This window comes from Bacillus sp. SDLI1, assembly GCF_001553895.1.
In the GTDB taxonomy this organism is placed as follows: Bacteria; Bacillota; Bacilli; order Bacillales; family Bacillaceae; genus Bacillus; species Bacillus siamensis.
The window spans coordinates 1574322-1595400 of record NZ_CP013950.1 but is presented as its reverse complement, the minus strand read 5'-3'; the positions used below and the strand labels follow the sequence as shown (position 1 = coordinate 1595400).

Annotated in this window: 19 protein-coding genes, 1 pseudogene and 2 riboswitches; all 20 genes and pseudogenes read left to right on the top strand. The window is 48.5% G+C overall.

Annotation, left to right across the window (positions count from 1 at the left end):
- Positions 1-17 precede the first annotated feature (17 nt).
- A pseudogene (locus AUL54_RS07430) lies at positions 18-353 on the top strand (cation transporter dimerization domain-containing protein); the annotation flags it as partial.
- 138 nt (positions 354-491) lie between these two features.
- On the top strand, positions 492-1454 hold the full coding sequence (locus AUL54_RS07425) for an AAA family ATPase (protein WP_060963409.1): 963 nt from the start codon (positions 492-494) through the stop codon (positions 1452-1454).
- Positions 1454-2638 (top strand): DUF58 domain-containing protein, encoded by a 1185-nt coding sequence (locus tag AUL54_RS07420; protein ID WP_060963408.1) that lies wholly within the window; start codon positions 1454-1456, stop codon positions 2636-2638. Before AUL54_RS07425 ends, AUL54_RS07420 begins: the two co-directional genes overlap by 1 nt.
- A gap of 18 nt (positions 2639-2656) precedes the next feature.
- Positions 2657-4864, top strand: a complete 2208-nt coding sequence (locus AUL54_RS07415; protein ID WP_060963407.1) for a DUF4129 domain-containing transglutaminase family protein — start codon at positions 2657-2659, stop codon at positions 4862-4864.
- Between the two features lie 163 nt (positions 4865-5027).
- Complete coding sequence (guaA, locus tag AUL54_RS07410; protein ID WP_007408887.1) at positions 5028-6569, top strand: glutamine-hydrolyzing GMP synthase; 1542 nt, start codon at positions 5028-5030, stop codon at positions 6567-6569.
- Between the two features lie 101 nt (positions 6570-6670).
- Positions 6671-7204 carry a sigma-70 family RNA polymerase sigma factor gene (locus AUL54_RS07405; protein WP_060963406.1) on the top strand — a complete coding sequence of 178 codons (534 nt, stop codon included), beginning with the start codon at positions 6671-6673 and terminating at the stop codon, positions 7202-7204.
- Positions 7186-8628 carry a DUF4179 domain-containing protein gene (locus AUL54_RS07400; protein ID WP_060963405.1) on the top strand — a complete coding sequence of 481 codons (1443 nt, stop codon included), beginning with the start codon at positions 7186-7188 and terminating at the stop codon, positions 8626-8628. Before AUL54_RS07405 ends, AUL54_RS07400 begins: the two co-directional genes overlap by 19 nt.
- Positions 8629-8750: 122 nt before the next feature.
- Positions 8751-8852: riboswitch (purine riboswitch) on the top strand.
- Between the two features lie 131 nt (positions 8853-8983).
- Entirely contained in the window at positions 8984-10306 is a 1323-nt protein-coding gene (locus tag AUL54_RS07395) for an NCS2 family permease (protein WP_060963404.1), read from the top strand.
- A gap of 197 nt (positions 10307-10503) precedes the next feature.
- Positions 10504-11286, top strand: a complete 783-nt coding sequence (locus tag AUL54_RS07390) for a DUF6574 domain-containing protein (RefSeq protein WP_045926631.1) — start codon at positions 10504-10506, stop codon at positions 11284-11286.
- Positions 11287-11423: 137 nt separating this feature from the next.
- Positions 11424-11597, top strand: coding sequence for a Fur-regulated basic protein FbpA (locus AUL54_RS07385; RefSeq protein ID WP_076982558.1), 174 nt, complete (start codon positions 11424-11426; stop codon positions 11595-11597).
- A 119-nt stretch (positions 11598-11716) separates the two neighbouring features.
- The gene (locus AUL54_RS07380) at positions 11717-12271 is read left to right on the top strand and encodes a DUF2179 domain-containing protein (protein ID WP_016937019.1); all 555 of its coding nucleotides are present in this window, start codon (positions 11717-11719) and stop codon (positions 12269-12271) included.
- Complete coding sequence (locus AUL54_RS07375) at positions 12268-12465, top strand: NETI motif-containing protein (RefSeq protein WP_003155772.1); 198 nt, start codon at positions 12268-12270, stop codon at positions 12463-12465. The genes AUL54_RS07380 and AUL54_RS07375 overlap by 4 nt, the downstream gene beginning before the upstream one ends.
- A gap of 78 nt (positions 12466-12543) precedes the next feature.
- Positions 12544-12645, top strand: a riboswitch (purine riboswitch).
- A 132-nt stretch (positions 12646-12777) separates the two neighbouring features.
- On the top strand, positions 12778-13266 hold the full coding sequence (gene purE, locus AUL54_RS07370; protein WP_060963403.1) for a 5-(carboxyamino)imidazole ribonucleotide mutase: 489 nt from the start codon (positions 12778-12780) through the stop codon (positions 13264-13266).
- Entirely contained in the window at positions 13220-14401 is a 1182-nt protein-coding gene (gene purK, locus AUL54_RS07365) for a 5-(carboxyamino)imidazole ribonucleotide synthase (protein WP_060963402.1), read from the top strand. Before purE ends, purK begins: the two co-directional genes overlap by 47 nt.
- The gene (gene purB / locus AUL54_RS07360) at positions 14401-15693 is read left to right on the top strand and encodes an adenylosuccinate lyase (RefSeq protein WP_060963401.1); all 1293 of its coding nucleotides are present in this window, start codon (positions 14401-14403) and stop codon (positions 15691-15693) included. Before purK ends, purB begins: the two co-directional genes overlap by 1 nt.
- A gap of 75 nt (positions 15694-15768) precedes the next feature.
- The gene (gene purC / locus AUL54_RS07355; RefSeq protein ID WP_060963400.1) at positions 15769-16500 is read left to right on the top strand and encodes a phosphoribosylaminoimidazolesuccinocarboxamide synthase; all 732 of its coding nucleotides are present in this window, start codon (positions 15769-15771) and stop codon (positions 16498-16500) included.
- Positions 16488-16742 (top strand): phosphoribosylformylglycinamidine synthase subunit PurS, encoded by a 255-nt coding sequence (gene purS, locus AUL54_RS07350; protein WP_003155758.1) that lies wholly within the window; start codon positions 16488-16490, stop codon positions 16740-16742. The genes purC and purS overlap by 13 nt, the downstream gene beginning before the upstream one ends.
- On the top strand, positions 16739-17422 hold the full coding sequence (gene purQ, locus AUL54_RS07345) for a phosphoribosylformylglycinamidine synthase subunit PurQ (protein WP_060963399.1): 684 nt from the start codon (positions 16739-16741) through the stop codon (positions 17420-17422). The genes purS and purQ overlap by 4 nt, the downstream gene beginning before the upstream one ends.
- Positions 17406-19634 carry a phosphoribosylformylglycinamidine synthase subunit PurL gene (gene purL, locus AUL54_RS07340; RefSeq protein ID WP_060963398.1) on the top strand — a complete coding sequence of 743 codons (2229 nt, stop codon included), beginning with the start codon at positions 17406-17408 and terminating at the stop codon, positions 19632-19634. The genes purQ and purL overlap by 17 nt, the downstream gene beginning before the upstream one ends.
- On the top strand, positions 19610-21040 hold the full coding sequence (gene purF, locus AUL54_RS07335) for an amidophosphoribosyltransferase (RefSeq protein WP_060963397.1): 1431 nt from the start codon (positions 19610-19612) through the stop codon (positions 21038-21040). The genes purL and purF overlap by 25 nt, the downstream gene beginning before the upstream one ends.
- Positions 21041-21079: the final 39 nt, after the last annotated feature.

Genomic DNA, 21079 nt, shown 5'->3' with positions numbered 1-21079 from the left:
CTAGGGTGAACTTAACCATTGAGTTGCAAATCCACCTTGCTTGGATTGATACAGTCACGGCGTGTGATCGGTCTCCTTATTTTGAAAAGAATCATCCCGCTCTTTGGGCTTCGATGTAACGGACATTTCAGCTTATAAACAGACGATCGAAAAATCTCGGCGTCAGCCGTTTAAAAGATATTAAAGCGGGATATCTTGGCAGCTCTGTTCATATTGATGGCGTCATTGAGGTGCCGTCTGATCTGAATATTAAAGAGAGCCATGATTTCGCAAATGAGGCAGAACGCAGGATGAAAGAGGAACACGCCATCGGCCATTCACACGTTCATATGGAGCCTCTCCAGCTGAAATAAAGCTTCCTTTCTAAAGGGAGCTTTTTTGCTTTTTCGGACTGGACACAATTCGCTGAAACGTTTTTTTATACTAATTATATTTTGTGGTAAAGTTAGGTTACAATAATTGAAATTTGAGAGATGACTAGGGGGAGAAGAATGGCTTATAAAGAAGAGCTGCATCCGCTGCTGGAGAAAGCCGTTGAGCATATTGAAAACATCATCATAGGAAAACGGGACATCGCCATACTCAGCCTGGCCGCCATTCTCGCAAAAGGGCATGTGCTGCTGGAAGACGTGCCGGGAGTCGGAAAAACGATGATGGTCCGCGCTTTGGCCAAGCTGATCGGTGCTGACTTTAAGAGGATTCAATTCACGCCGGATCTTCTGCCGTCAGATGTGACGGGTGTCTCTATTTATAATACGAAAACGATGGAATTTGAGTACCGCCCCGGACCGATTATGGGGAACATCGTGCTGGCCGATGAAATTAACAGAACCTCGCCGAAAACGCAGTCTTCTTTGCTTGAGGCGATGGAAGAGGGAAATGTCACGATTGACGGAAAGACAATGCGGCTGGCTGAGCCGTTTTTCGTCATGGCGACACAAAACCCGGTTGAATATGAAGGGACGTATCCGCTTCCTGAAGCGCAGCTTGACCGGTTTTTATTTAAGCTGCGCATGGGCTATCCGACTGCCGAGGAGGAGCTTCGGGTACTGTCTTTGCAGGAAGGGCGCAATCCGCTCGAAACACTCGAGCCCGTCATTTCTAAAGAACAGTTCATCACCCTCCAGCAACAACTGGAGCAGGTGCGGGTAGATGATGGAATTAAAGCGTATATCGTCGGCATCACTCAGCATACCCGCCAGCATCCGTCCGTCCATTTGGGCGTAAGTCCGCGCGGTTCGATCTCATTAATGAAAGCCGCGCAGGCGTACGCGCTGCTTCATGACCGCGATTACGTCATTCCTGATGACGTCCAGTATTTGGCTCCGTATACGCTGCCGCACAGAATGATCTTGACTGCCGATGCGAAATTTAATGATGTCACGCCGGAAGCGGTTATCGAAGACATCATGCAAACGGAAAAAGTTCCCGTTCAAAGGATGTCGGTCCGCTAATGAGAAAGAAAGTGCATTGGCTGTTATACGGCTGGAAGCTGCTTATTTTGGCTGTGCTGACGGCGGCGGTCTTTTCTTATGCCATGTTCCAGGGCGGATTTGTGAGCTGGTTTTTATTTTATGCGTTTTTGCCGTTTATCGTTTACGCCGGGCTGGTCGCCGTGTATCCGCTGCGGGCGTTTCAGGCGGCGCGTGAGATTTCTTCCGCCCGGTTAACCTCTGGTGACAGACTGTCTGTCACCATCAGTCTGACGAGGCGCCTGCCGTTTCCGCTGACATATATGGTCATCGAAGACGTGATGCCGGAAACGCTCGGCGAGAGGCGCAGTGCAAAACAGCTCGTATTTCCGTGGTTTCAAAAGAAGCTGACGTTACAATATGAGCTGCCGCAGGCGCCGCGCGGGGAGCATCATTTCCATACGATAAGAGTGCGGACAGGAGATGTTCTCGGGCTCTTGGACAAGACGGCTTCATTTTCCGTAACGGACACGGTCTTAGTATTCCCGGCGTACGGGTCTGTTCATGATAAGCAGCAGGCTGCATCAGGCGAAGAAGGTGCGGGTGCCGGCACGCCGTTTCAGGTTCACCGCTCCGCAATAGCCGCGGGCGTCAGAAATTATCAGCCGGGCGACCGGTTTTCCGCTCTCGACTGGAAAACGTCCGCGCGCCGCAATGAACTGATGACGAAGGAATTTGACCCGCTGCAGAGCACGGATATGATTTTCGTTTTGGACTGCAATCCGTCTCCTTCATTTGAAGCCGCTGTGTCAGCCTCAGCATCTCTGCTTTACACCGCGCTTGTGAAGGGCTCTCCCGCAGGATTTATTTCATTAGGGAGGGACCGGACTGTTTTTCCCGTCCGGGAGGGAGAAGAGCATTTCAGAAATGTGCTGCGTTACCTGGCATCAGCTTCTGAATCGGAAGAAGCTGGTGCAGGCGGGCGTTTAGGAAAAGAGCTGGCGAATCCGCGCGTCCGCAAAGCTTTTATTGCCGTCGTGACGGGCAGTCTTACAGAAAATCTCCTCAAACAGGCTGAGTCCGTCCGCCCTGACATGACGGTGTTTTTGGCGAAAGAAACGAATGCCGTGCTTTCGGAAAAAGAACGGAATCTCGCTCTCATCTTCGCTCAAAAGAATATCAAGGTGCAAATGATCAGGGACAAACGGGTGTCCCATGTTGTTTAGAAAGAGAGGTGGCGCGCCATGCCGCATGACGAGAACCAGGGAAGCAGGCTGAGTCTGCTGCTGTTTTATTTTCTCGCTTTTTTATTGTTGTGGGAATGGCTCAGGCCGCTGCACAATTTTACGGATACAAAGCATACCGGTTTTTTCATCGTCTTTATCGGTTTGGCATTTCTGCTGTCATTCTTCCGGATGAGGTGGTACGTCACCGTGCCGTCCTGCATTCTGTTTACGTTGATCAGTATTCACATGCTGTTTTATAAAGGGTCGGTTTTTCAGCCGGAATGGCTTGCTTCTTTTTTACGGGACGTGATGCTGAATGTCCGGCACATCGGAACCGGAAGATGGAATGATATGAACCCGTCATTCCGCACACTGCTGTTCTTTGTGCTTTTATGGCTGCTTGTGTATTTGCTGCATTATTGGGTGATCTATCAGCGGAAAATCTTATTCTTTTTTATCATGACGGTGGCGTATATTACCGTACTTGATACATTTACTCCTTATGATGCCGCATACGCCGTCATCCGGATCGTCTTTATCGGCTTTTTGATGATGGGGCTTTTGTATATGGAGCGCATCCGCCTGACAGAACACATAGCATTTAAAAAAAGATTGATTATCAAATGGTTTCTGCCGCTGGCGCTGTTTATCTGCGCTTCCGTCGTGTTCGGTCTGGCGGCTCCGAAATCAGATCCGAATTGGCCGGACCCCGTGCCGTTTCTAAAAAAAATAACAAATCACAAAGAAGTGCCCGCCGCTGAAAGCAAAATCGGCTACGGCAATCATGATGAAACATTGGGCGGCCCTTTTCAGCAGGACGATACGCCGGTTTTTACATGGAAGGGAAAAGAGCGGTCGTACTTCCGGGTGGAAACGAAAGATACATATACGGGAAAAGGCTGGGTGGAGACCGACCAGGGCATGTCCTATAAACTGAACGGCGGCAATGTGGAAGACATATGGTTTGATCGGAGTGTGCAGACGAGACGCTATACGGCGCAGGTGTCCATTGATGAAAATTATCTTTATAATCACGTCATGTATCCGATCGGCCTCTCCAATATTAAACCGAAGCACTCGATTCAGCTTGAAATGAACGGAAACACCGAGCAAATCACGCCGATCAGTGAACAAGTGGGCAACATCCGCAATATGGGACGGTACACGGTGACTTTTCACGCGCCCGTCTTTAAGCTGAATGATCTCAGAAAAGTGAAAGTGAAACGATACCGTGAGCAGAACCAATTTAATGATCGGTATTTACAGCTTCCGGACAGCGTTCCGGAAAGAGTGAGACAGCTTGCGGACAGGCTGACGCGGGATCATCATAATATGTTTGATAAAGCGAAGGCCGTCGAGGACTATCTGGGATCTTCCGCATTTTCGTATGATACGCAGGATGTTGCCATTCCGGAGCACAATCAGGATTATGTCGATCAATTTCTGTTTGAAACGAAAAGAGGATATTGTGATAACTTTTCATCGGCTATGGCCGTGCTGCTCCGATCTGCGGGAATTCCCGCCCGCTGGGTGAAGGGTTATACATCCGGCGAGTATAAAAGCGCAGGCGACCATAACGGCCACATTTATGAAGTCACAAACAACAACGCCCATTCGTGGGTTGAAGTGTATTTTCCCGATCAGGGCTGGGTGACGTTTGAGCCGACGAAAGGCTTCACCAATCCGACGGAGTTTACGTCAGAGCAAAATCAAACAGCTGGAAAAGACAGCGGAAGCTCAGCGGGGAATTCGGATACACCGTCTGACAAGCAGCGTCAGGAAACAAAGCCTGAAAAAGAAGAAGCGCCGAAAAAGCGGGAGCACAGTGCGGCACCGCATCCTGTGATCCGCAACAATACCGCGGCACAGCTGTGGCCGTATGCAGCCGTCATCATCGTGATTTCTGCCGCGGCGGCGCTCGCCTGGCTGCTCCGCGCGCGCTGGATTCCGTACGCTGCAGCAGCCAGACTGAAGCGGCGCACGGATGAAGACGTCTTTTTCGACGCATATGCCGCGCTGCTCCGCCAGCTGAAACGAAAAGGATTCAGCAGAGGAGACGGAGAAACGCTGCGCGATTTTGCCGCGAGGATTGACGAGGCATACGATACAAACGACATGTCCGAGCTGACGCTGCGCTATGAGCGGGCCTTATACCGCAGGGATAATGCCGCGGAGCTTTGGAATGAATCGGGACAGTTGTGGGAAAATATAATTAAAACAAGATAGTCTTGACCGTATATCGTCCTGTTGTTAGAATAAATGAATGTTAAATGGGAGCCCGGGAGCGTTAAAAAGCCGGGCTTCCGGACAAGTCTTGCGCGACAGAGGGCTGAACGTTTGTCCTCCGTTTTTTCTGTGTCAAAAACTTAGAGGAGATTAGGTGACAACCATGACGAAGTTAGTGAATGAAATGATTCTTGTTCTTGATTTCGGCAGTCAGTATAACCAGCTGATTACCCGCCGGATCCGTGAATTTGGCGTATATAGCGAGCTGCATCCCCATACGTTGACAGCTGAGGAAATCAAAGAAATGAATCCAAAAGGAATTATCCTTTCAGGCGGACCGAACAGTGTATATGATGAAGGATCTTTCCGCTGTGACGAAAAAATCTTTGAACTCGATATTCCTGTATTAGGCATCTGCTACGGCATGCAGCTGATGACTCATTATCTCGGAGGGAAAGTCGAGGCGGCAAGCCAGCGCGAATACGGAAAAGCGAACATTCAGATTCAAGGAACTCCTGACTTGTTCAAAGATCTTCCGGAAGAACAGGTTGTGTGGATGAGCCACGGCGATTTGGTTGTAGAAGTTCCTGAAGGCTTCACTGTTGACGCCACAAGCCATCACTGCCCGAATTCAGCGATGAGCAAAGCGGACAAGAATTGGTACGGCGTTCAGTTCCACCCGGAAGTGCGCCACTCTGAATACGGCAATGATCTTCTGAAAAACTTTGTCTTCGGCGTTTGCGATTGTGAAGGCAAATGGTCAATGGAAAACTTTATCGAAATCGAAATGCAAAAAATCCGCGAAACAGTCGGAGACAAGCAGGTTCTTTGCGCGCTAAGCGGCGGTGTAGATTCCTCTGTTGTGGCTGCTTTGATTCATAAAGCGATCGGCGACCAGCTGACTTGTATTTTTGTCGATCACGGCCTGCTTCGTAAAGGCGAAGCGGAAGGCGTCATGAAAACGTTCAGCGAAGGCTTTAATATGAATGTCATTAAAGTTGATGCGAAAGACAGATTCTTAAACAAGCTGAAAGGTGTTTCTGATCCTGAGCAAAAACGCAAAATCATCGGCAACGAATTCATTTACGTGTTTGATGATGAAGCGGACAAGCTTAAAGGCATCGATTACCTTGCGCAAGGAACGCTTTACACGGATATTATCGAGAGCGGTACTGCAACGGCGCAAACGATCAAATCTCACCACAATGTCGGCGGACTTCCTGAAGATATGCAGTTTGAACTGATCGAGCCGTTAAACACCCTTTTCAAAGATGAAGTGCGCGCGCTTGGCACAGAGCTCGGCCTTCCGGATGATATCGTATGGCGTCAGCCGTTCCCTGGCCCTGGCCTTGGCATCCGCGTACTTGGCGAAGTAACGGAAGAAAAACTTGAAATCGTTCGGGAATCAGACGCGATTCTGCGTGAAGAAGTGGCGAACCACGGCCTAGAGCGCGACATCTGGCAATACTTCACGGTTCTTCCTGACATCCGCAGCGTCGGCGTCATGGGAGATGCGAGAACGTATGATTACACAATCGGTATCCGTGCCGTAACATCAATCGACGGCATGACATCTGACTGGGCGCGTATCCCTTGGGATGTGCTTGAAGTGATTTCAACACGGATCGTCAACGAAGTGAAACACATCAACCGCGTCGTGTATGACATTACGAGCAAGCCGCCTGCAACGATTGAGTGGGAATAAATCAATAAAAAAACGTCTCTTTTTAAAAAGAGGCGTTTTTTTTCATCTTTTTGAAACCGTTTTGGCCCGATTCATATCTAACAGCATAGGAGGTGGATAAGGTGAAGGAAGAACGATTGATCAAAAAGGCGAAAAAAGGTGATGCCTCAGCCTTTGAAAAACTGATCACAACCCATCAAGATACTTTATATAAAACAGCTTATCTCTATTTGCATCACAAGGAAGATACGCTGGACGCAGTGCAGGAAACGGCTTACAAGGCTTTTCTTCATATCGCGCAGCTGAAGGAGCCGAAATATTTTAAAACGTGGCTGATCCGGATTTTGCTTAATACGATTTTTGCAATGAGGAAAAAGAACGGAGACGTCATCCCGTTTGAGCCGCAACATGATACACGCGCGGAGAATAAGAACATTGAAGAATACATAGATCTTCGGAATGCCATGGAAACGCTTGACGAACATATACAGCTGACCATTCAGCTTTATTATTTTCAAGATTTCTCGATTGCCATGATTGCTGAACAGACCGGTATGGCGGAAGGCACTGTAAAAACGCATCTTCACAGGGTGAGAAAAGCATTGAAGCAGGAGCTGGAAAAGGAGGATAAGCAAATATGGAAAAGCATCAAATGAAGCAATTGTATCAGGACATTGACGTGCCGAAAGCTGAATTGAAAAACGTGATACATAGCGCCGCTGTCCGTGCCGGAAAAGAAGGCGCCGTCAGACGGAGATGGGGACGAAAAGTGATAAACGGCCTCGCAGTTGCTGCTGCTTTGTTTATTCTGTATCTGTCCTCAGGCTTGTTCATGCCCTCCGTTAATACGGCTATGGGAAACATCCCTGTTGCCGGGCAGATTTACAGGGTATTTCAGGATAAGGCAGGTTCTGCGCTGTTTAAAAGCAATTTGGTGACAAAACTGAACGAGAAAGCGGAATCGCGCGGAATCACGGTGACAGTAAAAAGTGTATATTATGACAGCGGACAGCTCGTTTATAATTTTATTGTTGACAATTTGAAATCTGATGAGGAGAGTATTCCTTTTCAAGTTGATTATAAAGATACCCGGAATATATTATCTGAGGATTATGACAGTCAGGGCATGAAAAAAATGAAAGACGGGCAGTACGGGGGGCAGCTTCGCTTTTTTGCGGACGGCCCAAAGATGAAAGACGGTGATAAGCTTCCGCTTGTCATTAAACAAATCAAGGATATCCCAGGAAACTGGCGCTTTACACTTCCGATCAAGAAACAAAAGTCCGTTTCTCTTGAAGGAACGAAAGCTGTGAATGTAAATCACGGACTATACCGTTTTTTCGATATCCGGGCGGAAAACGGAACGATGGGATCGGCTCTCTTATTTTCAGTCGACTTTCAAGATGCAGCTAAAAATGATGCCATCTCGATTCACGAAGCAACGGATGATGCAGGAAACCATTATGAAATGACGTTGGCGGCTATTGAACTTGGCAGCCGGAAGAACCTTCCCGGCGGCGGGAAAAGAGTACGCGGCCAAACTCAATTCAGCAAACCGATAGACCCGAAAGCGAAAACACTTTTCATAACGGGTGATGTAAAATCAGAATCAGAGCCGGGAGAAATCGTCCCTCTGAAAACAAAACTGCCCGCCAGCTATGAAACGAAACATCATCATGTCGGCATCACCATCAAAAAGATCAAACAGCAAGGCAGACGGGTAATCGTTGATTATCAATTCACCGGAATCAATTACAGCAAGGCGGATGAAAATCAACTGATGAATACTGGTGAATCAATCGGTCTCGGCAATACGAAAAAAATGAAAACCTGGCCATCACTTAATGAGTATGAAAAAGGCTATTATCTGAAAGGGAATAAGGCGAAAGTCACGAATCTTAAAACGGGTGAAATGGAATCCGTTTTTGAATTAGATGATTCATCCGATAAAGGCTATTCATTGCGCGATTTCTCATTCGATTCATACGCTTTGTATGTCAATCAAACGGCCATGAACTCGCTGGCGGATGACAAGGGGATCACATTCTCGGTGCCGGTGCGGCCTGCGGACGGAAAATGATGTCAGGAAGGCGGCTTTTGCCGTCTTCCATTATTGGTCAATTAACGAATAAACTAATTTTTTTAAACAAGATTGTTCGTTTTTTTATTGAGTTTTCAAAATTGAATTGATACAATAGACTCAGAAATCAAATATGCAGATATCGTATAATGGCGGGGATATGGCCCGCAAGTTTCTACCAAGCTACCGTAAATGGCTTGACTACGGATCAATCTCAATCGTTTGATATAAATAATCCATTCTTATTTATTCAGACTGAACGTATGTAGTCAAGCGTCCCAAATGTATTTGGGGCGTTTTTTATTTGGCGGATAACGGGCAGAATAAATGGGAGAGAATGAAGGAGGCAATTGGCTTGAAGCAATTTTTTCAGTTTGATGAGCTGGGGACAAGCTATCGTAATGAAATCATCGGCGGTTTAACGACCTTTTTGTCAATGGCGTACATTCTGTTCGTCAATCCGCTGACATTGTCTTTAAACGGTGTGAAAGGATTTCCGGAAGCATTAAAAATTGATCAGGGCGCGGTGTTCACCGCTACAGCCCTTGCGTCTGCGGCCGGATGTATTTTAATGGGGCTCATTGCAAAGTATCCGATCGCGATTGCGCCGGGTATGGGATTAAACGCGTTTTTTGCTTTCTCTGTCGTCCTCGGCATGGGGATTTCATGGCAGGCTGCGCTTTCCGGCGTCTTGATTTCCGGAATTATCTTCGTGGCGCTTTCGCTGACGGGATTGCGGGAAAAAATCATTAATGCGATTCCGCCTGAGCTGAAATTGGCGGTCGGCGCGGGTATCGGTTTATTCATTACATTTGTCGGTTTGCAGGGTTCGGGCATTATTGAAGCGAACTCATCGACTTTAGTATCTATCGGCAATATTCACAGCGGGCCTGTGCTGCTGACGGTTTTCGGTGTTATTGTGACGGTCATTCTGATGGTGCTTCGCGTAAACGGCGGCGTATTTATCGGAATGCTTCTGACGGCGGTTGCCGGAATGATCTGCGGGCTGATTCCGGTTCCGACACACATTGTCGGCAGCGTGCCGAGTCTTGCGCCGACTTTCGGACAGGCGTGGATGCACCTTCCGGATATCTTCTCCGTACAAATGCTGATTGTCATTTTAACTTTCCTGTTCGTCGGATTTTTCGATACGGCCGGTACGCTGGTAGCTGTAGCGACACAGGCCGGACTGATGAAGGAAAACAAACTTCCGCGTGCGGGAAGAGCGCTTTTGGCAGATTCAACTTCAATCGTTATCGGAGCCGTGCTCGGTACGTCTACAACGACTTCTTATGTTGAATCAAGCTCAGGCGTTGCGGCGGGAGCGCGCTCCGGGTTCGCGGCTGTTGTGACGGGCATTCTCTTTATGCTGGCGATGTTTTTCTCGCCGCTTCTGTCAGTTGTCACCACGAATGTGACGGCTCCGGCTTTGATTATCGTCGGCGCGCTGATGGTGGCGCCGCTCGGTAAGATCGCCTGGGATAAATTCGAGGTGGCTGTTCCGGCATTTTTAACGATGATTATGATGCCGCTGACATACAGCATTGCGACGGGGATTGCGATCGGTTTTATTTTCTACCCGATTACAATGATCTGCAAAGGAAAAGGAAAAAGCGTTCACCCGATTATGTACGGGCTGTTCGTCATCTTTATCCTGTATTTCATCTTCTTGAAATAACGGAAAAACCGGCTGTTCTCAGCCGGTTTTTTGTTTTTGTCCTATTCCGTAAAACCAATACATACTATAAAACGTCATGTGGGTGTCCGGGTGAAGAAAACCGCTTGACTGTTTAAGGACGCTTCGGTACCTTATATAAGTGTTTTATTTTCTTGCTTAACAAATTCCGCCGTATTTTTTTGATAGGAGTTGCTGACATGACGGAAGAAAGAAAAGAAACGTTGGAAGAAGAAAAACAGCATCAGGGAACTGATGAAGAACCGCTCTCGAGAATGTCCAGAAAAGCGGGACGTTATCAAAAGCAAAAGAAGAAAGAAAAGGAACGGCGCCCGGCTCCGGCTTTTACGGAAAAACTCGCTTCTGTATGGGCCGCGGTCAAACGTTATTGCCGTTTCGCATTGCGCATTTTGACATCACCGGTGAAGGTCGTTGGAGAAGACGGCTTTTCCCGCTTTAAATATGCTCTTATTTCAATGCTTGTATTCAGTATTTTTTTCTCAATCGGAAATTGGTTTCAGCTGAGGGCGAGCCAGCAGAGACCGCTCGGATACGGGGAACGGCATCACACGTTTTTTGACGGCTTTACCGTCGTTCTCGTGTATTCGCTCGTCTTTTTTGCCGCTGCGGCCGGCGCGGTCTGGCTTGTATCACGCTATCTGCTGAAACAGAAAATTACGATGCGGGATGCGGCAGCGGGAGTCGGCTCACTTCTTGTTCCGGCTGTCGTCTGCTCTATCGTGTGGATGATTTTCGCGATATTGAATCTGCCGGTTATCACCGTGGTGTTTACGGCGCTGACCTTATTTCTCGCTGCATCGGCGATGGTGCAGTTTGTGCAGATTCTGTACAAATCGGCTGAGAATCCTGCCGTCGACGTGATGTACTGTATTTCTGCGGCGGTCATCATCATGCTCGTCTTTACGGCTGTGACATGGCCGCTTATTTCAGAGTACTTTACTGCCTCGCTGATCCCTTTGTAAGTCGAAATTTGTCTTTCACAATGTTTACAAATATTTCTAATATAGCGTGTTGTTTTGAAAAGCCGTCCGATATATGATGGGAGCAACAGAAATTGGAAAGCGGCATTAATCTTTATGATTCGGAAAGGATGATGAGGATGGCCCCGTTGTTGCGAGAAGCCATTAATCGGAAAAAACAGCATCTGAGGACAAAGCTGATCCGCTCAGGGTTATACCAAAACCATGTTCAGGAACTGTCCGGATACACGCTGAGCGAGCTTGAAAAGGAATATGAAGCGGTCAAACGATTGAAGAAAGCTGAGCTTCACTGAAAAGAGTTTGAAAGTCTGCCTTGGGGCGGGCTTTTTTTTCTTTTGAAAATGATCAAAAGAGGGTAAACTATCCTTAATTGAAAGATTGGCTTTTCAAATTATCAGAGGAGGGGGAATCAATGATGCAGACGATTTTATCCAACAGTATAGGTATGGTTCTCATTATTCTCATCATTAATATTATATATGTCTCTTTTTTTACGATCAGGATGATCCTTACATTAAAGGGGCAGCGCTATTTCGCAGCAGGCATCAGTACGGTTGAAATCCTTGTGTATGTGACCGGCTTGAGTCTCGTGCTCGGCAATCTGAATCAGATTCAAAACGTCATTGCCTACGCGCTCGGCTACGGCCTCGGTGTCATAGTGGGAATGAAAATTGAAGAAAAACTGGCGCTCGGCTACATAACAGTCAACGTCATTACGAAAGAGCTTGATCTGGACCTGCCGAAACAGCTTCGGGAAAAAGGATACGGAGTCACAAGCTGGGTCGCGGGCGGCCTTGAAGGGGACCGGACCGCCATGCAGATTCTGACGCCGCGCAAATATGAGCTTCAGCTGTATGATACGATTAAAACGCTCGATGAAAAAGCGTTTATCATCGCTTTTGAGCCGAAAGCGATCCATGGCGGATTCTGGGTGAAAGCAGTGAAGAAGAGGAGAATTAAGGAATGACAAAGCCAAAAAAGAAACGGTTTGAAGTAACGGAACATGAAACGATTGACACCATTCTCACTTTAATGAAGGAAGAGGGCTATATGCCCGTCCGGCGGATGGAAGAGCCGATCTTTACAGAAAAGAAAGAAAATGGATCAATTCAAGTCGTTCCTTGCGGGAAAAAAATCGTATTTGAAGGGAAATTGATCTAAACACGAACATTAAAAGAAAGAATTTTTATATCGTTCGATAATGTCGTTGACATTATCCAAGTCCGTTGTTAAGATAAACATGAAATCAAAACACGACCTCATATAATCTTGGGAATATGGCCCATAAGTTTCTACCCGGCTGCCGTAAACGGCCGGACTATGCAGGAAAGTGATAAACAGCTGACATGGATATCGCAGAAGCGAACGACTGACGATACGCGCGCCATGCCCGGTTTGTATTGCTTCCTCATAGTTGCAATATAAGCCGGGCTTTTTTTTCTGAAAAACAAAGCATGAGAAGGTGGGAACAGAATGCAGCCGCTAGCAGGAATCATCATGGGAAGCACCTCCGATTGGGAGACAATGAAACATGCATGCGACATACTTGACGAACTTCACATTCCTTATGAAAAACAGGTAGTATCCGCGCATCGGACGCCTGATTTGATGTTTGAATATGCAGAAAGCGCAAGGGACAGGGGTTTAAAAGTCATTATTGCCGGAGCCGGGGGAGCGGCGCATCTGCCGGGAATGACAGCGGCCAAAACGACGCTGCCGGTGATCGGCGTACCGGTTCAGACGAAATCACTTAACGGGCTTGATTCTCTTCTGTCTATCGTACAGATGCCCGGCGGCGTGCCGGTCGCGACGACGGCGATCGGGAAAGCGGGCGCAGTGAACGCGGGTCTGTTAGCCGCGCAAATTTTGTCGGCATTTGACGGTGATATTGCGGATAAACTAGAGGCGAGAAGAAATGCGACAAAACAAATGGTGCTGGAAAGCAGTGATCAGCTTGTCTGATAAAAAAACGATTTTTCCCGGCGCCGTCATCGGCATTATCGGAGGCGGACAGCTCGGAAAAATGATGGCTGTCGCCGCAAAACAGATGGGTTATAAAGTCGCAGTCGTCGATCCCGTTAAAAACTCGCCATGCGGACAGATCGCCGATATTGAGATTACCGCCCAGTATAATGACCGTGAAGCGATTCAAAAATTGGCCGGAGTCAGCGACATCATTACGTACGAATTTGAAAATATCGATTACGAGGCGCTCAACTGGCTCAAAGAACATGCATACCTTCCCCAAGGAAGCGAGCTGCTGCTTATCACCCAAAACAGGGAAACGGAAAAAAAGGCGATCCAGTCAGCCGGATGTCAGGTCGCTCCTTATCGGATCGTAAACAGCAGACGGGAGCTTGAGGAAGCCGTTCAGTCATTGGGGCTTCCGGCAGTGCTGAAAACATGCCGCGGCGGATATGACGGCAAAGGCCAATTTGTCATTAAGGAAGAAGGACAGACAGATGAAGCGGCCGCGCTGCTAGAAAACGGCACGTGCATACTGGAAAGCTGGGTGTCATTCCGGATGGAGCTTTCCGTTATCGTGACAAGATCAGTGCACGGAGAGATTTCAACCTTTCCGGCTGCTGAAAATATCCACAAAAATAATATTCTGTTCCAAAGCATCGTGCCCGCGAGAGCGGAGGAAACGGTTCAGAAGCGGGCAGAGGCGCTTGCCGTTCAGCTCGCGGAGAAATTGGAGCTTGTCGGGCCGCTTGCGGTGGAAATGTTCGTCACAGAAGACGGAGACCTTTTGATCAATGAACTGGCGCCGCGTCCTCACAATTCGGGGCATTATACGCTCGACCTTTGTGAAACGAGCCAGTTCGAACAGCACATCAGAGCGGTCTGCGGACTTCCTCTCGGCCGAACCGATCTGCTCAAACCGGGAATGATGGTGAATCTTCTCGGTGATGAAGTGAAGCTTGCGGAGGAGCATACGGAGCTTTTAAAAGAAGCCAAACTGTATCTCTACGGAAAACATGAGATTAAAAAAGGCCGCAAAATGGGGCATATAACGTTTTTGCGGGAGCCTGATGAAAAATGGATTCAGGACATCACGAACATATGGATGAAAAGAGACGGAGGACGAGCATAATGATCGAACGTTATTCAAGACCTGAAATGTCCGCGATCTGGACGGACGAAAACAGATACCAGGCATGGCTGGAAGTCGAGATTTTAGCCTGTGAAGCCTGGGCTGAGCTTGGCGTCATTCCGAAAGAAGATGTTAAAGTCATGCGCGAAAACGCGTCTTTCGACATTAACCGCATTTTGGAAATCGAGCAGGATACGCGCCATGACGTCGTGGCATTCACCCGCGCGGTTTCAGAATCATTAGGCAAAGAAAGAAAATGGGTCCACTACGGCCTGACGTCAACAGATGTCGTGGATACCGCTCTTTCCTATCTATTAAAACAGGCGAATGAGATTTTGCTCAAGGACATTGAGAGATTTGTTGACATTATAAAAGAAAAAGCGAAAGAACATAAATACACGGTCATGATGGGCCGCACGCACGGCGTACACGCGGAACCGACGACATTCGGCCTGAAGCTCGCACTTTGGCACGAAGAAATGAAACGCAACCTTGAACGTTTCAAGCAGGCAAAAGAAGGGATCGAAGTCGGGAAGCTTTCCGGCGCGGTCGGCACGTACGCAAATATTGATCCGTTCGTAGAGCAGTATGTCTGTGAAAAACTCGGCCTGAAAGCGGCGCCGATTTCCACTCAGACATTGCAGCGGGACCGTCATGCGGATTATATGGCGGCACTGGCTTTGATCGCGACGAGCATTGAAAAATTCGCAGTGGAAATCCGCGGTCTGCAAAAGAGTGAAACACGTGAAGTGGAAGAGTTTTTTGCAAAAGGACAAAAAGGTTCATCGGCTATGCCTCATAAACGGAATCCGATCGGGTCGGAAAATATGACGGGCATGGCGCGCGTGATCCGCGGGTACATGCTGACGGCATACGAAAATGTTCCGTTATGGCATGAGCGTGATATTTCTCATTCATCAGCTGAACGCATCATTCTTCCTGACGCGACAATCGCGCTGAATTACATGCTGAACCGTTTCAGCAATATCGTCAAAAACTTAACGGTATTCCCGGAAAATATGAAACGCAACATGGACCGCACACTCGGTTTAATCTATTCTCAGCGCGTGCTGCTCGCTTTAATCGACACGGGTCTGCCTCGTGAAGAAGCATATGACACGGTTCAGCCGAAAGCGATGGAAGCGTGGGAAAAACAAGTGCCGTTCCGCCAGCTTGTCGAAGCGGAAGAAAAAATCACGTCCCGTCTTACACCGGAACAGATTGCCGATTGCTTTGACTACAATTATCATTTGAAAAACGTCGACTTGATCTTTGAGCGTTTAGGTTTATAGAAGAAGCCAGCCGGGGGCGGCTTCTTCAGCCGCTATAGATTGAATATTCCCAACATTCGGGTTAGGAGGCCTTCCGTGAATATTATGAACAATAATCTTCTTTATGAAGGAAAAGCGAAACGAATTTATCAAACAGAAGACGAACAGATTCTCCGCGTGGTCTACAAGGATTCCGCAACAGCCTTTAATGGTGAGAAAAAAGCGGAGATCAGCGGAAAGGGCCGTCTGAACAATGAAATTTCAAGCCTGATTTTCAAACATCTGCATGCTAAAGGAATTGACAATCACTTTGTAGAGCGCCTTTCAGAATCAGAGCAGCTTATCAAAAAGGTAAGCATCATTCCGATTGAAGTCGTGGTCAGAAACTTTGCCGCCGGAAGCATGTCGAAACGCCTCGGCATCCCGGAAGGAACTGAGCTTCCGCAGCCGATTATCGAATTTTACTATAAAGACGACGCACTCGGTGATCCGCTCATTACCGAAGATCATATCTGGCTCTTGAAAGCGGCGGTTCCTGAGCAGGTCAAAACGATCAAATCGATTACAAAACAAGTGAATCCAGAACTTCAGCATATTTTTGAAGACTGCGGTGTCAGATTAATAGATTTTAAGCTGGAATTCGGCTTAGACGCAGAGGGACGGGTGCTTTTAGCAGATGAAATTTCTCCTGACACGTGCCGTCTGTGGGATAAAGACACGAACGAAAAGCTTGATAAAGATTTGTTCAGACAGAACCTGGGAAGCTTAACCGACGGATATGAAGAGATTTTCAAAAGACTGGGAGGCATTTCATCATGTATAAAGTGAAAGTTTATGTCAGCTTAAAAGAAAGTGTGCTCGATCCTCAAGGAAGCGCGGTGCAGCATGCATTGCACAGCATGACCTATAATGAAGTGCAGGACGTGCGAATCGGAAAATACATGGAGCTGACGATCGAAAAATCTGACCGTGATCTTGACGCGCTCGTGAAAGAAATGTGTGAGAAGCTCCTAGCCAATACAGTCATTGAAGACTACCGATATGAAGTTGAGGAGGTTGTCGCACAGTGAAATTTGCGGTGATTGTGTTACCCGGCTCCAACTGTGATATTGATATGTTCCACGCCGTGAAGGACGAACTCGGCGAAGAAGTCGAGTATGTCTGGCACGAGGAAACAAGCCTTGACGGATTTGACGGCGTGCTCATCCCCGGCGGCTTCTCTTACGGCGATTACCTGAGATGCGGCGCCATCGCCAGATTCGCAAACATCATGCCGGCGGTGAAAAAAGCGGCTGCTGAAGGCAAACCGGTTCTCGGCGTCTGCAACGGATTTCAGATTTTGCAGGAGCTCGGACTTCTGCCCGGCGCCATGAGACGCAACAAAGATTTAAAATTCATCTGCCGCCCGGTTGAATTAATCGTGCAGAACGGCGAAACAATGTTCACATCTTCTTATAAAGAGGGACAATCGATTACGATTCCGGTTGCCCACGGCGAAGGCAATTTCTACTGTGATGACGAAACGCTTGAAAGTTTAAAAGAAAACAATCAAATCGCCTTCACATACGGAAGCGATATTAACGGAAGCGTAAGCGGCATTGCCGGCGTCGTGAATGAGAAAGGCAACGTATTAGGCATGATGCCTCACCCGGAGCGTGCGGTCGATGAACTGCTCGGCAGCGCAGACGGTCTTGCATTGTTCCAGTCTATTGTGAAAAATTGGAGGGAAACTCATGTCGCTACTGCTTGAACCAAGTAAAGAACAAATAAAAGAAGAGAAACTCTATCAGCAAATGGGTGTCAGTGATGACGAGTTTGCACTGATTGAATCGATTATCGGAAGATTGCCGAACTATACGGAAATCGGGATTTTTTCCGTGATGTGGTCAGAGCACTGCAGCTATAAAAACTCAAAACCGGTTTTACGCAAATTCCCGACTAGCGGCGAACGCGTGCTGCAGGGTCCCGGAGAAGGCGCGGGAATCGTTGACATCGGTGACAATAAGGCGGTCGTGTTCAAAATTGAATCGCATAACCACCCGTCAGCGCTTGAGCCATACCAAGGTGCTGCGACGGGAGTGGGCGGCATCATCCGTGATGTTTTCTCAATGGGCGCCCGTCCGATAGCTGTATTAAACTCTCTTCGATTTGGTGAACTCACTTCACCTCGAGTGAAGTACTTGTTTGAAGAAGTAGTGGCGGGAATCGCGGGATACGGAAACTGTATCGGCATTCCGACCGTCGGCGGAGAAGTGCAGTTTGACGCAAGCTATGAGGGCAATCCGCTTGTCAATGCAATGTGCGTCGGCTTAATCGATCATAAGGATATTAAAAAAGGCCAGGCGAAAGGTGTCGGCAACACGGTCATGTACGTGGGCGCTAAGACGGGGCGCGACGGCATCCACGGCGCTACTTTCGCATCAGAAGAAATGTCTGATTCGTCTGAGGAAAAACGATCCGCGGTGCAGGTCGGCGATCCTTTCATGGAAAAACTTCTCTTGGAAGCCTGCCTTGAAGTCATTCAGTGCGACGCGTTAGTCGGCATTCAGGATATGGGGGCGGCCGGTCTGACCAGTTCAAGTGCGGAAATGGCAAGCAAAGCCGGCTCCGGCATTGAAATGAACCTTGACCTCATTCCGCAGCGGGAAACAGGTATGACCGCTTACGAAATGATGCTTTCCGAGTCTCAGGAACGCATGCTTCTCGTCATTGAACGCGGGCGTGAACAGGAAATTGTCGATATTTTTAATAAATATGATCTAGAAGCGGTTTCCGTGGGTCATGTTACGGATGATAAAATGCTCCGCCTCCGCCATAACGGAGAGGTTGTTTGCGAACTTCCGGTCGACGCGCTGGCGGAAGAAGCGCCTGTGTACCACAAGCCGTCAGCGGAACCCGCGTACTACCGAGAGTTTCAGGAAACGGAAGTTCCCGCGCCTGAAGTGAAAGATGCGACAGAGACGCTTTTTGCCCTGCTGCAGCAGCCGACAATCGCCAGCAAAGAGTGGGTGTACGATCAATATGACTACATGGTGCGTACAAACACGGTGGTCGCTCCGGGATCTGATGCGGGAGTGCTCAGAATCCGCGGCACAAAAAAAGCGCTGGCGATGACGACGGATTGCAACGCCCGCTATTTATATCTTGATCCGGAAGAAGGCGGAAAAATCGCTGTTGCCGAAGCAGCGCGCAACATCATTTGCTCAGGTGCAGAACCGCTTGCGGTCACAGACAACCTTAACTTCGGAAATCCGGAGAAACCGGAAATCTTCTGGCAAATCGAAAAAGCAGCCGATGGCATCAGCGAGGCGTGCAATGTGCTCAGCACACCGGTTATTGGCGGTAACGTATCACTTTATAATGAATCGAACGGAACGGCTATCTATCCGACGCCTGTTATCGGCATGGTCGGCTTAATTGAAGATACGGCTCATATTACGACACAGCATGTCAAAGCGGCCGGAGACTTGATTTACGTCATCGGTGAAACGAAGCCTGAGTATGCAGGCAGTGAACTTCAGAAAATGACCGAAGGAAAAATCTATGGCCGAGCGCCTGAAATTGATCTGGACGTTGAAAAAGCCCGCCAAACATCACTTCTTAACGCCATTAAACAAGGTCTGATCCAATCCGCCCATGACGTGTCAGAAGGCGGCTTGGGCGTGGCGATTGCGGAAATCGTCATGACGACGGAACACCTTGGCGCGAACGTGACTGTAGAAGGGGAAGCGGCGTTATTATTCTCTGAGTCTCAATCCCGCTTTGTCGTTTCCGTGAAGAAAGAAAACAAGGCGGCGTTTGAAGCGGCTGCGGCAGATGCCGTTCATATCGGTGAAGTGACAGGAGACGGACAGCTGACGATCCGAAGCCAAGAAGGACAACAATTGGTTCACGCGCAAACGAAAGAACTTGAGCGCGCGTGGAAAGGAGCTATTCCATGCTTGCTGAAATCAAAGGCCTGAATGAAGAATGCGGTGTGTTTGGCATCTGGGGTCATGAAGAGGCTCCGCAGATTACGTATTACGGCCTGCACAGTCTGCAGCACAGAGGACAGGAAGGCGCCGGCATCGTGGCGACCGACGGCGAAAAACTGACGGCGCATAAAGGGCAGGGGCTTATTACCGAGGTTTTTCAAAACGGCGAACTGAGCAAAGTGAAGGGAAAAGGCGCGATCGGCCACGTCCGCTATGCGACGGCCGGCGGAGGCGGATATGAAAATGTCCAGCCGCTCCTGTTCCATTCGCAAAACAACGGCAGCCTCGCGCTCGCCCATAACGGCAACTTGGTCAACGCTACACAATTGAAGCAGCAGCTTGAAAACCAAGGGAGCATCTTTCAGACTTCCTCCGATACGGAAGTGCTGGCTCATCTGATTAAACGCAGCGGCCACTTTTCGCTGAAGGATCAGATCAAAAATTCGCTGTCCATGCTGAAAGGCGCTTACGCCTTTTTAATCATGACAGAAACAGAGATGATTGTAGCGCTTGATCCGAACGGACTCAGACCGCTCTCGCTCGGCATGCTCGGCGACGCTTACGTCGTGGCATCAGAAACATGCGCATTCGATGTGGTCGGCGCGGCATACCTTCGCGAGGTAGAGCCGGGCGAAATGCTGATCATCAATGATGAAGGCATGAAATCAGAGCGTTTCTCCATGAATATCAATCGTTCCATCTGCAGCATGGAGTACATTTATTTCTCAAGACCTGACAGCAATATCGACGGCATTAACGTGCACAGCGCCCGGAAGAATCTCGGGAAAATGCTTGCCCAGGAGTCCGCAGTTGAAGCGGATGTCGTCACAGGCGTGCCTGATTCCAGTATTTCTGCCGCCATCGGCTATGCCGAGGCAACGGGCATTCCGTACGAACTCGGTCTCATTAAAAACCGTTATGTCGGCAGAACGTTTATCCAGCCGTCACAGGCTCTCCGTGAGCAAGGCGTGAGAATGAAGCTGTCGGCCGTACGCGGTGTTGTTGAAGGAAAACGGGTCGTCATGGTTGATGATTCCATCGTGCGCGGAACGACAAGCCGCCGGATTGTTACAATGCTCAGAGAAGCGGGAGCAACAGAGGTGCACGTCAAGATCAGTTCACCGCCGATCGCCCATCCGTGCTTCTACGGCATTGACACATCAACCCATGAGGAACTGATCGCTTCCGCCCATTCCGTGGAAGAAATCCGCCAGATCATCGGTGCCGACACGCTGTCTTTCTTAAGTGTAGACGGATTGTTAAAAGGAGTCGGCCGAAAATTTGAAGACACCAATTGCGGACAATGCCTCGCTTGTTTTACGGGCAAATATCCGACGGAAATTTATCAGGATACAGTGCTTCCTCACGTAAAAGAAGCGGTGCTGACAAAATAAAGTTTGAAAATGATATAAAGGCAGCGCGAGTTCAGGCTG